Source organism: Pelagicoccus sp. SDUM812003 (genome assembly GCF_031127815.1).
In the GTDB taxonomy this organism is placed as follows: Bacteria; Verrucomicrobiota; Verrucomicrobiia; order Opitutales; family Opitutaceae; genus Pelagicoccus.
The window spans coordinates 90,053-103,238 of sequence record NZ_JARXHY010000011.1 but is presented as its reverse complement, the minus strand read 5'-3'; the positions used below and the strand labels follow the sequence as shown (position 1 = coordinate 103,238).

Here is a 13,186-nt window from a genome sequence, read left to right as displayed (position 1 = left end):
TGGCGATGCGCCATTCGGAGCTTGCTCGCGCCCTCGCGGGGAGTTTTCTAAGCGACCCTATGCAAGACTGGTTTGATGTCGCCAAGAAGATCGAATCCCTCGTCCTAGAGGCCGCCAAAGCCGCTGGACTCGATGACTCCTTCTCTCCTGAAATCCGCCCCGCGGACCCGCGCTTCGGAGACGTGCAAGCCAATGGCGCCCTGCCCTACGCCAAGCGGCAGAAGAGCAATCCTCGACAAATCGCCCAAACCATCGTCGACCAGCTGGCCGACGCGCCGGAGCTCGCCGCCAACGCGGAAATCAGCATCGCCGGTCCGGGCTTCATCAACTTCAAGCTCACCCCGGGCTTCCTGCAGAACTGGCTGGTCGCCTTTTCCGGTTCCGAACAGCTGAAACAGGCCTCCGCCCACCTGCAGGAGAAGGAAACCGTGGTGGTCGACTTCAGCTCGCCCAATACCGCCAAGCAGATGCACATCGGGCACCTGCGCTCGCTGATCATCGGCGAGTCCATCTGCAAGCTGCTGGAATTCTGTGGGGCCACCGTGATTCGCGACAACCACATCGGCGACTGGGGCACCGCCTACGGTCGCCTCTTCTACGCCTACAAGCGCTTTCTCGACGAAGAAAACCTCAAAGCCAATCCGCTCGGCGAGCTGGAGCGGCTCTACAAGCTCGGCAGCCAGCTGGCCTCGGAGGACGAATCCGTGCTCAAGGAATCGCGCGAGGAGCTGGTGAGGCTGCAGCGCGAGGATCCGGAAAGCATGGCCCTTTGGGAGCAGGTCAACCGACACAGCATCGACGGCATCAAGCGCGTCTACGAACTCTTCGACATTCGCTTCGACCACTACCTCGGCGAGAGCTTCTACCGCAATATGGTGGGGCAGGTCTACGAGGAGCTCGAACAATGCGGCCTCGGCGAGGAGAGCGAAGGAGCTTGGGTGGTCTTCCATCCGGAGCACAAGCGCTTCGCCACCCAGCCGTTCATGTACCGCAAATCGGACGGGGCCTCCAACTACGCCACCACCGATCTCGCCACCATGCTCTACCGGGCGGAGCATTTCAAAGCCTCCAGCATCATAATCGAAACCGATTTTCGCCAGAAGGACCATTTCGAGCAGCTCGAGCTGACTTCCAGGAAATGGTTCGAGAAAACCGGTCGCACTTTCCCAAAGTTCACCCACGTCTTTCACGGCACCATCATGGGCGAAAACGGCAAGGCCATGGCCTCCCGATCCGGCGAGCCCGTTTTGCTCAAGGATCTCATCGAGGAGGCCATCGAACGAGCCGCCAAGCTGATGCGCGAGAAGAACGCGGAAAAGATCGAAAAAGGCCAGACTCCGCTGAGCGAGGAGGAAATCGTGGCCTGCGCCAAAACCATCGGCACCAGCTCCATCCGCTACGCCGAGCTCTCGCAAAACCGCACCAGCGACTACGTTTTCGCTTGGGACAAACTGCTCAGCTTCGAAGGCAACACCGCACCCTACCTGCTCTACGCCGCCACCCGCATCAAGAGCATCTTCCGCAATATCGACGCCGATCAGCTGCAGGACCTCTCAGCTCGGGCCAGCGAATTGGAAACCCCGGAGGAGCTGGCCCTCGCCCGCAAGATCCTCGGGTTCGTCGGCGTGCTGCAGCAAACCGTGGAGGCCCTGCGCCCGCACCTGCTTTGCACCTACCTCTTCGAGCTGGCCGGAGCCTACAGCTCCTTCTACAACGCCAACAAAGTCATCGTCGAAGACGAAGGAATAAAGTGCCGACGCCTCATGCTCTGCCAAAGAACCTTAGATGTTCTGGAAACCGGCTTAGGTCTCCTAGGCATTCCTACCTTGGAACGAATGTAATAGGACCGCAAGGACGCGCAGGCGCCTTGACATTCAGGGGCTTACCAGTGTCTCATTGGCTACCCTTCCCTAGCCAATGAGAGAATATTACATCCGTCGCGAAGGCGACGAAGACTCCAGCGGTCCGTTCGACATCGACCAAATCGCTTCGCTGATCGAGGCGGGCAAACTGGACGCGTCCGCCTACTACTACGACATCGAGACCGAAAACTGGCTGCTCATCTCCTCCAATCAGGAGATGATGGATACACTCTTTCCCAAAAAGCGAAAACTCTCGCTTCGCACCCAGGAAGTGGAGGAGCGGCGCCGTCTAGAGGAAGAAGAAGCCGCCAGAAAGGCCGAGGAGGAAGCGGCAGCGGATCAAGAGGCGGACGCCACCGCGCCAAGCGACGAGCAGTCGGAAGCTGAAGACGGCGAAACGGAACCCGCCCAGAAGGCCAAGTCCCAGCCAAAGAAAAAGGCGAAGGACAAGGAAAAGAAGAAGCTGAAGAAGGAAGAGGAAGAGAAACCCGAAAAGCTGGAAGTCACCAAGATGCTGGCTCTGGCGGAGGGTCGAGCCGACGATCCGAGCGGCCGCTCCCCGCGCGAAAAACGAGCCGCGGTAGCCTTCTTCGGGCTGCGTTTCCTGACGGTTTTATTCATCGGCTCCATTCTGGCCATGGGGTTCATCGAGCGCGAGCTGGTGATGAGCGCCGACGTGCTTCGCATGGCGAAAAGCCCATACCTTGTGGTAGCCGCCTTCGACTTGCTGATGGTTGTTTTTCTGCTGCTTCAGGTCACCGAGGCGTATCCACTTCTTCGATTCAGGGCCGCCGTCGGGGCCGGTTTGCTAACGATGCTCTTCTACTCCAGCGGCGACACCGTTCTGCTGATTTCCAATCTACTTCTGATGGCGGCGATCTACCTCATGAGCGCCATCGTCAAGATACGCTACCTGATCGTGTGCACGGTGGTCGGCGCGATCGGATTGCTGGGGTACGTTTACGAGTTCTTCCTAAACTGATTCCCAAGGGAGCCTTCGGCCCGCAAGTCCCTTGAACCCACGACTTCAGAAACTCGTATCCAAAAGTCTCCTACTCAAGAAGGAGATGTGGAAGCGGCATGATCTCAGCTACTCGAAACGCAAGCGCTGGCTCTATGCCACGATGCGCGTGGTGGCCATCACCTGGGCAGGTCTCAAGGAGAACCGAATCATCATCCGGGCCGCCGCCCTGAGCTTCAGCACTCTTCTCGGCCTCGGTCCCTTGATCGCTTTGATGGTTCTGGTATCGGGTTTCGTGCTGGACAAGACCCAGCCGGACATGGCTCAGCACGCCATCGAAAACGCCATTTCCTTCATCGCCCCCCAGGTCTCGCTCGCCCAGGACACCGCCCAAGAAAGCGGGACCGACAACGGGCTTTCGGATATGATCTCCCAATTCATAACCGCCAGCCAATCCGGCACGGTAGGCGTGGGCGGATCCCTGATACTGGTGCTGATCGTCATCCAGCTTTTCATCACTATCGAAGACGCCTTCAACGATATCTGGGGCGTCGCTCGGGGGCGCACCATGACTACCCGCATCGTGCTCTACTGGACGATCATCACCCTCGGAGCAGTGCTCGTCTTCGCTGGCATCGCCCTCACCGTCTCGGAGATCATGTTTCTCAACGAAAAGCTGAGCACCTTCACGGACAGCATTCCCGGGAGCACCTTCTTCAGCCATTGGGTGTCGGCCTACGGGGCGAAAATCGCAAGCTTCGTGGTGATCACCGTGGTGCTCACCTTCTTCTACCGCTTCATTCCCAATACCCATGTGGAGTGGAAGGCGGCATCGGTGGGAGCCGTTTTCACCGTCATCAGCTTCATTGGCAACAACACCTTGGCGTTTCTCTACGTCGAGCGAATCGCCATGCAGCGCACCCTCTACGGCTCGCTGGCCCTTCCGCTGATCCTCATCATCGGACTCTACATCTTCTGGATGTTCCTCCTGCTCGGCGGGCGCGTTTCCTTCGCCGTGCAAAACGCCCGCTTCAAGAGCGGAAAAATCGCCTGGGACGAGCTCAGTCACGCCTCCCAGGAAAGCCTTTGCCTGCTGCTGTTCACGCAGATCTGCCGCCAGTTCAAAGCCTGCGACGCCCCGCTCTCCTCCAGCGAACTGGCGAGCATGCACAGCTTGCCGCGACAGCTGGCCAGCTCGGCCATGCACCGGCTTTGCAAGCTGGGCTTCGCCTCGGCCCTTCCGCCTCCGGAAAAAGGGGCCTATCACGCCTACAGCTACCAGCCTGCCAAGCCGCTCGACAAGATTTCGCTTATCGACTTCAAGCGCAGTTTCGAGTCCTACGGCGACGCTCCGGACGAGAGCCATTTCGACAACTACGATCCCGTGGTCAGGCACTATCACCTCGCGCTGAACAAAGCCCGCAAGGAAGCCTTCGAAGAGGACACCTTCGACACGCTGGTCGAACGCTTCGAGGTCGTGCCCGTCAAGGCTCCTGAATCGAGCGATCAGCAGTGATCGCGTTCCTCTCGCCCCAAGGCGGCGATCTTGCCGATTCTCCCCTCTGAGTCCCCCCTCGCGCAGGGCTGGTTTTGTCCATTGACAGGCAAGGGCCCAAGCCTAGTTTAGCCCTCTTTTAATTGCTAGCTCCCTATGATCTCCTGGCTCCAAATAAACGCTCAAAAGCATTTCCGCATCGTTTTCATCGTACTCCTCGTCGTCCTGGTCGTCGCCTTCGTATTCACGATCGGCAATCAGGGGCCCATGGGAGGCAGCAGAGACTCCCGCCTCGCGGAACTGCGTTTCTTCGACACGGAGCTCAACACCGAAGCGAAGCGCCAAGCATTCCAGACGGACGCCAACCTGAGCGCCACCCTCTCTGGAAACATGCGCCCCAGCGCCAACCTGCCCTTCGAACGGGCTACCGCTCTGCACATCGCCAACGAGCACAACATCCCGGGTCCCACCGACAAGCAGCTGGAGGCCTTCCTGAAGTCGCGCCCCATCTTCCAAGGCCGCAACGGCGCCTTCGATCCGCAGGCCTACACCATGATCGTAGACAACCTCAAGCTGGGAGGCCGCGCCACCGAAGCCGACCTGCGTCGCATCCTTGAGGAGGACTACCGCATCGAAAAGGTCTACTCGGTCCTCTCCGGAGCTGGCTTCGCGCAGGAATCCGAAGTGCTCAACGCTCTAAGCCAACGACTCGCCAAGTGGGACGTCATGGTGGCCAAGCTCGACCTGAACGCCTACCAACCGGAGATCGAAGTCACCGAGGAGCAGATCAAGGAGCACTACGAGCAGTACAGCTTCACCTACCAAACCCCTGTCCGACGCTCCGTGGACTATGTGGAAATCGACGCCAGCCGCTTCGTCGACGGAGTGCAGCCCACCGAAGACGAGCTGATCACCTATTTCGAGGACAACTACGATCGCTATCAACCTGCCCCCGCAGAACCTGCCGAAGGCGAGGAAGAGGCCGCTCAGCCTGAGCCGGTGACCTTCGAAGAGGCTCGCCTAGCCGTCCGCCAGGACTACCGCATGGAAAAGGCCCGCGAGTTGGCTCTGGAACGAGCCCATGACCTGGTCCTGGACATCATCGACAACGAGCTCTCGCTCGGCTCGGAAGGCTTCGACCTGGTCATTGACGAACTCGACCTCGAAATGAAAAACACGCCGCCTTTCGCGGAAAACGAAACCCCGATCGGCACCACCTGGGGCCGCGACATCGTCGAGCAAGCGTTCGACCTGACTCCGGATCGCTACTACTCCGAACCGATCCTCAACGGAAATCGGGCCATCGTCATCTTCTACAAGGACGAGATCGCCTCCGTCACTCCGAAGCTGGAAACCATCCGCGAACGCGTCGCCTCCGACGTGCAGCGCGAAGCTCTGCGCAAGGCTCGGGCGGACTACGCCGTCGAGCTGCAGCAGACGCTCGAAGCGGCCGCGACTGGAGAGGAGGCCTTCGGGGCCGCGGCGGAGGAAGCCGGCCTGGAAGTGACTTCCTACACCGATTTCTCCCTCTCCGAACCCGCCGAAGATATGGATCGTCGTCTGCTTTCCACCCTCGTCGACATGGAAGAATCCGAGGTATCCGACTTCGTGCGCCTCGGACAAAACAACCAAGGCGCTTACGTTTACGTGCTCGAGAAGGAGGTTCCCGAAATCGACCGCAGCGACGAGCAGTACGAGCAGGTCGCCTCCTCGCTCAACAATGCCTACGCCCGCATGTCCGCTCAGCAATACATCCAAACGCTGATGACGGCCGAGCAGATCCGAGCCGGCTTCGCTCGCCCGGAAGCGAACTAGTTTTTCCCATGCCACTGCAGCGCTTCAGGCCAAAATCCGGACGCTGCAAGCTCTGCCGCGGCGAGCTTGAGATTTCGCTATCCGCCAACGAGCCCGACCCCATCGAGTGCCCCAAATGCGGGCAGGAAATCGACCGGGGACCGAGCTTGACCGCTCCGCAGATGAAGATCCTTCGCAAACCGTCGGTCAGCGACTCGAAGGCCGCCGGCTTCAAGGTCCTGAAAAAAATCGGCGAGGGCGAGTACGAGAGCCAATAGGGCCGCTTTCCGCAGCAGATGACACGCGACCGCAGGCACATCCTCTACGACTTGGGAGAGGATCAGTATTCGCTCAAAGGGATCTGGCTGCTAGCCCTGCTCTTTTTCGGCTCCCTCATATCCGGAGCCGTGCTCAGCTTGATCGCCTTCAAGATCACCCATTTCGTCGACCCCGACGCGAGCAGCTACCTCGCCAGCAAGCCGTATCCGAAATTCTTCGACAGAGCCCGTTGGGTAAGCGTCCTGTTTCTGCTGCCCTACCTCTTCGTCAAATGTCGCATAACCAGCTTCCGAGCGATCGGGTTCGCAAAGCCGTTCGCTGCCACCTTCGGCCTCTGGTTCGTCAGCGGCATCGCCATGATCTTCATCATCTATGGTTTCAACACCGCCACCGGAGCATTCGCCATCAATCCGGAGTGGAGCGCAGGCCTTCTTCTGAAAAAGGCCGACGACGCCATCCTCGCCGCCCTGCTCATCGGAACGCTGGAGGAAATCGTCTTTCGCGGGCTTGTATTCAGAATGTTCTATACAGCGATGAAACCGCTGCCAGCGCTTCTTTGCTCATCCTTCTTCTTCGCTCTTCTGCACTTCAAAACCCCTGAGTTCGCATTGGGACACCTCGCCCCGAGCGAAATAGGAGCGGCGCAGGCGGCCCAGATCGCGTTTGGCACCGCCGTCGCAGTCTTCACCGAATTCGACTTGAAGTACCTCTTGGCGATCTTCCTGGTGGGCGTGGCTCTGCATCAGGTGTTCCTGCTGGGTCGAAACCTGTGGGCCAGCATCGCCATTCACGCCGGCTGGGTCTTCACCATCAAGCTGTTCGGCTCCGCCTTCGTCACCACCGATCAGGCGAGCTCCTTCAGCGGCACCACGCGCGTAGCGGATGGCTACTGGGTCAGCATGGTGCTCGTCGTGTTCATCGCAGGCTTCGCTCTTCTGCTCAAACGCAAGGAAGGTCTCAGTCGTGAAACTCCCTGAGATCGCAGTCATCTCCGATACCCATGGCAGCCTCCCGGACCGCCTCGTAAAACGCCTGGCGAAGGCCGATGAAATCTGGCACCTAGGGGACGTCACCCACCCCTCGACCATCGAGCCATTGCAGTACCTGCCGGCGGATCTCGCCATCGTCTGCGGGAACTGCGATCCCTTCGGCCAATGGCCGCAGCGCCTCGAATTCGAGCGAGGCGGCCACCGATTTCGCCTGCAGCACCTGCCACCCAGCGAGGGCGTCTCCGGCGTATCCGCCATCTTATACGGGCACCTGCATCAGCCGCTACGCGAACGCTCGGGGGATACGCTCCTACTCAATCCTGGAGCGATCACCAGTCCACGCGGAGGATCGAAAAGCAGTTTCGGCTGGCTTCGATTCCCCGAAGCGGGCCAATGGACCTGGACCATCGAAACGCTCTAGGGCCCTTGGCGCCTCGCGCTCGACGGACCTACCACTTTCTCGGAAACCTCAACTGATGGTTCACCTTCGACGTCTGCAAAGGCTCAAGGGGCGGCAGGTCGTCGATCAATAGCCGCTGATCGTCCGTTTCCAAGATGGATGAGGCGCTCGACTGCAGTTCGAGCCAGCGCTCCCACTGCAGCGGCGGCGCGTTCACGATGTGGCGAAGCAGGCTCAGCCACTCCTGGCGCGCTCGCTGCACGTCACCGAGGCGCAGGTTCTCGCTCAGCGTCTGACGCCCTTTTCCACCGGATTGCATCCATTCCGCAATCACCTCCGCGGCCCCTTCCCCATATTGCGGGGGCAATCCATGCTTCAAATATCCTTCGTAGCTGCGATCTGAATACGCTACCCGACAAGCTCTAGCGAGCCGGTGACTGTATTGGCTGTAGTCGTCAAACCGATACCCTGCTCTCAGATTGGCGATATCGTGCGCGATGGCGTCGACCGAATAGCTATGATCCTCCAAGGCGGCAGCGACAGCCAAGCCCTCACCTCCTTGAAACAGACTGAAAATCTGCCCCCTCAGCGTGGGAACGCCATTGGGTTCGATCAGACTGAGCTGCCTCCAGCACAGAGCGGCCGAACGGGCTCGACTGAGATCCTGCTCGCAGACGGCGTGCTGGGGACAGTTCTGACACTCGACCGGGTAAGCCTTTCGCGTCTCCACCTGGACCAAGGCCTTGCCGAAAACGTCCACATCCGCCTGCGCCTCCTTCTCGCTCAAATCGAACAGACCAGCGACACGAAAGCCTTCGCGACGCAAGGCCACGAGTTTTCCGCATCCAACCGCAGCCTCCCACTCGAGCGTCCCAAGCGTCTCAAAATCCTGCCGCTTAGCCAGATCCCTACCAGCTTTGGCGAACGCTTCGCGGACCCAGCCCGCCAGCGAAACCACGTCCTTTCGTTTTCGATCGAGAAATCCGATGGACAAGCGCTTGCCCCACAGCTCCCGCTCTCCTTCCTCGGAAAGCCTGACCACCTTCCCCTCTCCTAAGGACTCCACGAAAGCTCGATCGGCGAGAGCTGGCCGCCAGCCAGATTCTCCTTTCGCGTAGCAATCCGACAACGGAAGCGTTTGCGGCGCCTGCCTCGGCTCCCATGCCCCTTGGGAGTTGAGGATTTCCACGCTCTCCGGCTGGGCGTAGCGCGCCCTTTCCGCATCGACCATCAAACCGCAGGGCATATCAGGAACCTGGATACAATGCTCAACGCCGACGGACAGGGCGGACTCGTTGAACAAGCGCCCGCACGCGTCCACAGCAGCTTCTAGAGGCGACTCCCCCTTTCGGCACGCAGCGTCCAGGATGCCGATCAAGCTTGGCCAGTCCAATAGCTTCGGGCGTCGAACCGGGCGCGGCTTTCCATCTCGGAGGCGCGGACGATCGGGAGCCGTCAACGCATATCCGACGGTATCCAGTCCGCGGCGCCCCGCTCGTCCGTACATCTGAAGCAGCTCGTCCGGGCTGATCAGCTGCTGGGCATGACCGAGGGTGAACTGGCTTTCCGTCACCAGCACCGATCGCATGGAAAAGTTCACTCCAGCCGCCAGCCCGGTGGTGGCGACCACGATACGCAACTGTCCTGCTTTAGCCAGCGGCTCCACTAGGCCCGCTCGCTGCTGATAGCTCAAGCCGCTGTGGTGAAAGGCGACGCGTTTCGAGAGCAGTTTTTCCAGCGTGCCGCCCGCTAGCCGCTTTTGCTCCGGGCTGAGGTGAAGCGGCTTTTCGATGGGCAGCGCTCCTGCCAACTGACGCGCCAGCCCCTCGGCGCTCTTTCGCTGCGGAGCGAAAACCAGGACCGGTCCCAAATCCGCCATCAAGGCCTTGGCGATCAAGCGCGGCCAGAACCCGGTCACCGAGCGGGGCGGGGAGGCGGACAGGGCGTCGATATGGATCTCCTCCAAGGGAATGGGACGTTTGTCGAGCTGGACCAGAGAGGCTTTGCGACCGAGGCGATCGAGCCAGGAAACGATATCCTGCGCATTGGAGACGCTACCGCTGAGCATCAGCAGCTGCGTGCGGACAGGCGCCAGAGCGACGCACAACTCGAAATTGACCCCGCGCACCGAGTCCCCGATCATCTGATACTCGTCGATCACGAAGAGCTGCGGACCTTCCCCCTTCAAAAACCGGGGCTTCTGCGTCTCGAGGGTCGCCACCACTACCGGAGCCTCCGGATCGATGGTCACGTCGCCGGTCACGATGCCCACGCGCCAGCCTTTGGCCCGAAACTCCCTGAGCTTGTCGTTGGCCAAGGCTCTGGTGGGCACCGCCAACACGATCTGGCCGTGGCGATGCGATTCCGCGATCAGCTCCACCAGATAGGTTTTTCCGGCGCCGGTGGGGGCGCTCACCACCACATCGCCGCCCTCCTTGAGCAAGCGCAATGCCTGCTGCTGCCAAAGGTCCGGAATCTTAAGATGTATATCGAGATCTCCGAAGGAATTCACAAAGGCGACTGGCGTAGGATTGGGCGTTGGTCTCCGCCAGAGAGGCGTCGACTTCGCTGCCATCCAAGGGCGCCGGGCTGGCGAGCTCCAGATTTTTCGATGGGTAAAGATGAGGCATCCCTTTCCTCTCGCGCGGAATCAGCTATGCTGTTGGAACGTTCAGACGAATTATGGAGGAGAAACAGAAAAGCTTCAGCTTGATGACTTTCAACATCGCCCACGGCCGCGGACTTTCCTTGTACCAAGGCTTCAACCGGGCGAAGGGGCTCTTCCGCAATCTCGACCGCATCGCCAGCATCATCCGCAAGCATCAGCCCGATATCGTGGCCCTGCAGGAGATCGACGCTTCCTCGCATTGGAACCGACACATCAATCTACTCGACTACCTGCAATCCGCCACGGACTACCCCTACTCGATCCATGGCATCCACAATCGCCGCGAAGGCGCCAAGCCTCTGGCCTACGGAAACGCCTTTCTTTCCAAGCACCCGCCCCTGTTTTGGAAGGTGGTCCCTTTCGGATCCAAGCGTCTGGGGGAGAAGGGCTTCCTCGAAGCCTGCTTCAAGATCGAGAACACCCAGATCGACGTCATCAACCTGCATCTCGACTTCCGCTCCCGCCGCTCCCGCCTTCGCCAAATCGACCAGCTGCTCAGCTCCATCCACCAGCGTAGCCTCGCCGATCCCTATCATCTGCCACCGCTGATCTGCGGCGACTTCAACACCAGCTCCCGCTCGCTGCAGGACGCGGTCCACCAGCTGATAAACCGCTCAGCGGACGCGGAAAACTACGACTACGTCCCGCGCAGCGAACGCACCTTTCCGACCCACTTCCCCTCCCGGGGACTCGATTTCATCCTGCTCGCCCAGCCCTATCATGCCGAGCGCACCGAGGTGCTGCGCTGCTTCGCGTCCGATCACCTGCCCGTGCTTTCCACGCTGAGCTTTCCAAAAGACTGGAAGAGCGAGCTGGAAGGCTCCGAAGAAAACCGCGCGTCCCTTGACGTATCCCGCATTACGAGGTAGAGTCCCCACCACGTCCGACCCCAAACAACACCAACACGCTTTGTCCCCTAGCGCCCGGCGCAAGGAACCCTAAACCTGTCGAAAGACCCCACAGACGCCGACCCTCAACTCAGTCGACTCTTACAAAAAAGCCCGGAGCGCTCGCCCCGGGCTTTTCGTTTGAAAAGGGATCTCGAAAACTACTTTACGAGGTGGTTGGAGACCAGCTTGGTCATCTCGAACATGGAGACTTTTTCCTTGCCGTCGAAAACTTCCTTGAGCTTCGCGTCCGCGATGATCTCGCGCTTGTTCTCGGGATTCTGAAGGTCGTTCGCCTTGATGTAGTCCCAAAGTTTCTTGGTCAATTCCGTGCGCGGCAGTGGGTCAGCTCCAACGACAGCGGAAAGGGCTGCGTCGGGAGTTACAGGTTTCATGAAAGCCGCATTGGCCTTGGTGGAAGAAGAAGATTTTGCCATAAGGAGTTCTTGGATACGACTGGCAGACCCCAAATCAACCCAAATTAAGCGGCGAGCAGGCGAAAAAGCGATAATCGCTACCCCGAACGCCCCGTTTCCTCGTCTCGCAAGAGCCCTCTACCTATCGCGTAGCTGCGAAACCGCTCGATTTCCCCTAGCAAAGGCTCGAGAAACACCGCAAGGGGCTTGTCGGTTCCTTCCTCGAGCTGATCGAGCAACCCCTGGCAGACCGCCGACAGCCTGCGGGCCTGCAGAATGTCCGCACCGTTCTTCAAGGAGCGCACCTCCAATTCGAGGTCCAGGCCTTCCTCCTCCGTCGAAGACGCTTTCGAGCACTTTCCCGCGAACTCCTTCCCCTGAGCCACCAAAGCGCGGGCCAGTCGCGTGAGCAGCGGCCCCTCGTCCTGCCAAGCCCCCAGCTCGATCACCGGAAGCTCGTGCAGAAAGGCCCCCTCCACCTGTCGGCCTTCCCTCGCCTCGCTGGCGCGATAGGCGATCTGGCGCAGCTCGTTCAAGGCGACCGGCTTCTCGAGAACAAGCCGACTTCCCAAGCCATCCAACTCGCGCTCGTGCTCGGTCAGGAGAACCACCAACGGCTCGTATCCCCAATGCTCACGGGCCCGACGAGCCAGCAAATCGCTCATGTCCAGGGCTCCCAAGCCCGGAATCGCGTTGTCCACCATCACCAGATCGAAAGCCACTCCTTTCGCCAGGGCCAGCGCTTCGCCCGCAGAGCTCGCCAGCCGCACCTTGCAGCCGAGCTTTCGCAGCATGATCGAGCTGTACTCCGCCGCGGCCTCCTTGGCATCCACCACCAGGGTCTTTAGCAGGGAAAGTCCTCCGTCGCGCCGAGCGGTCAAACCAAGCGCCGTCGCTTGCTCGCGGGCCCATTCCCAGAGCCCAGCTCGATCCACCGAGGCCTCGCCCGCGGAGCGATCCTGAGCGAAAAGCCCGATCAAACGCGGTTCCCGAAAGAGCTCTCGAGCCTCGAAAATCGTTTCCCCCCGGGGAAACCCTAGCGTGTCGCGTCCCGATCTCTCGCCGGACAAGCCCTCGAGCTGGCACAGGAACTCACCTACCTGCTCAAGTTTGTAGCCCTGACGGCATAAAAGATCTGCCAGATCCTCCTTAATCCAGGGATACCGGGAGCTGTCGGCATCTGGCTCAGAACGTGCTAGTACCTTAAGGGATGCGGAAAGTATGTAAAAACTCGCCCCTTTCGGCACCGGCGCCGCGCCGCGATCTCGCATTTGTTTCCCCTCTCTCATTTCCATAAAATTCCCTAATCAACCGAGTAAGTTCATAATAGCGAACTACTCCGCGAATTTTAGCAAAACTCTGACGCCATTCGAATTTAAAAAACCTGTTAATCCACTTTGACAACCCTCCTTATTCAGCCTAATTCCCTTAGGCG

At 59.8% G+C, this 13,186-nt stretch carries 11 protein-coding genes; 8 read left to right on the top strand and 3 right to left on the bottom strand.

All coding sequences use genetic code 11. The annotated features are described in order from the left end of the window. The first annotated feature begins 59 nt into the window (after positions 1–59). From argS to QEH54_RS15235, 7 genes are all read left to right on the top strand, one after another. A complete protein-coding gene (argS, locus tag QEH54_RS15265) occupies positions 60–1,841 on the top strand; it encodes an arginine--tRNA ligase (RefSeq protein ID WP_309019569.1) in 1,782 nt (593 codons plus the stop codon). A 76-nt stretch (positions 1,842–1,917) separates the two neighbouring features. Further along, on the top strand, positions 1,918–2,844 hold the full coding sequence (locus QEH54_RS15260; protein ID WP_309019568.1) for a hypothetical protein: 927 nt from the start codon (positions 1,918–1,920) through the stop codon (positions 2,842–2,844). A 31-nt stretch (positions 2,845–2,875) separates the two neighbouring features. Beyond that, positions 2,876–4,339, top strand: a complete 1,464-nt coding sequence (locus QEH54_RS15255; protein WP_309019567.1) for a YhjD/YihY/BrkB family envelope integrity protein — start codon at positions 2,876–2,878, stop codon at positions 4,337–4,339. Between the two features lie 135 nt (positions 4,340–4,474). Beyond that, a complete protein-coding gene (locus QEH54_RS15250; RefSeq protein WP_309019566.1) occupies positions 4,475–6,133 on the top strand; it encodes a SurA N-terminal domain-containing protein in 1,659 nt (552 codons plus the stop codon). Positions 6,134–6,141: 8 nt separating this feature from the next. After that, positions 6,142–6,390, top strand: a complete 249-nt coding sequence (locus QEH54_RS15245; RefSeq protein WP_309019565.1) for a hypothetical protein — start codon at positions 6,142–6,144, stop codon at positions 6,388–6,390. Between the two features lie 18 nt (positions 6,391–6,408). Beyond that, positions 6,409–7,368, top strand: coding sequence for a CPBP family intramembrane glutamic endopeptidase (locus QEH54_RS15240; protein ID WP_309019564.1), 960 nt, complete (start codon positions 6,409–6,411; stop codon positions 7,366–7,368). Beyond that, positions 7,355–7,801, top strand: coding sequence for a metallophosphoesterase family protein (locus QEH54_RS15235; RefSeq protein WP_309019563.1), 447 nt, complete (start codon positions 7,355–7,357; stop codon positions 7,799–7,801). Before QEH54_RS15240 ends, QEH54_RS15235 begins: the two co-directional genes overlap by 14 nt. A 28-nt stretch (positions 7,802–7,829) precedes the next feature. On the opposite strand, the gene QEH54_RS15230 is transcribed toward QEH54_RS15235, so the two are convergent. After that, a complete protein-coding gene (locus QEH54_RS15230; RefSeq protein WP_309019562.1) occupies positions 7,830–10,292 on the bottom strand; it encodes a DEAD/DEAH box helicase in 2,463 nt (820 codons plus the stop codon). A gap of 170 nt (positions 10,293–10,462) precedes the next feature. On the opposite strand from QEH54_RS15230, the gene QEH54_RS15225 reads away from it, so the two are divergent. Further along, positions 10,463–11,317: an endonuclease/exonuclease/phosphatase family protein gene (locus tag QEH54_RS15225; RefSeq protein WP_309019561.1), complete on the top strand. Its 855-nt coding sequence runs from the start codon at positions 10,463–10,465 to the stop codon at positions 11,315–11,317. A gap of 179 nt (positions 11,318–11,496) precedes the next feature. On the opposite strand, the gene QEH54_RS15220 is transcribed toward QEH54_RS15225, so the two are convergent. Together QEH54_RS15220 and QEH54_RS15215 are read right to left on the bottom strand one after the other, a co-directional pair. After that, positions 11,497–11,730, bottom strand: a complete 234-nt coding sequence (locus QEH54_RS15220) for an SWIB/MDM2 domain-containing protein (protein WP_309019560.1) — start codon at positions 11,728–11,730, stop codon at positions 11,497–11,499. A gap of 119 nt (positions 11,731–11,849) precedes the next feature. After that, entirely contained in the window at positions 11,850–12,731 is an 882-nt protein-coding gene (locus QEH54_RS15215; protein ID WP_309019559.1) for a response regulator, read from the bottom strand. Positions 12,732–13,186: the final 455 nt, after the last annotated feature.

Bases quoted from the DNA above. Each gene is read 5' to 3' on its own strand.
- QEH54_RS15225 (WP_309019561.1), top strand. From the start codon at position 10,463: ATGGAGGAGAAACAGAAAAGCTTCAGCTTGATGACTTTCAACATCGCC.
- argS (WP_309019569.1), top strand. From the start codon at position 60: ATGCAAGACTGGTTTGATGTCGCCAAGAAGATCGAATCCCTCGTCCTA.
- QEH54_RS15220 (WP_309019560.1), bottom strand. From the start codon at position 11,730: ATGAAACCTGTAACTCCCGACGCAGCCCTTTCCGCTGTCGTTGGAGCT.
- QEH54_RS15240 (WP_309019564.1), top strand. From the start codon at position 6,409: ATGACACGCGACCGCAGGCACATCCTCTACGACTTGGGAGAGGATCAG.
- QEH54_RS15250 (WP_309019566.1), top strand. From the start codon at position 4,475: ATGATCTCCTGGCTCCAAATAAACGCTCAAAAGCATTTCCGCATCGTT.
- QEH54_RS15245 (WP_309019565.1), top strand. From the start codon at position 6,142: ATGCCACTGCAGCGCTTCAGGCCAAAATCCGGACGCTGCAAGCTCTGC.
- QEH54_RS15260 (WP_309019568.1), top strand. From the start codon at position 1,918: ATGAGAGAATATTACATCCGTCGCGAAGGCGACGAAGACTCCAGCGGT.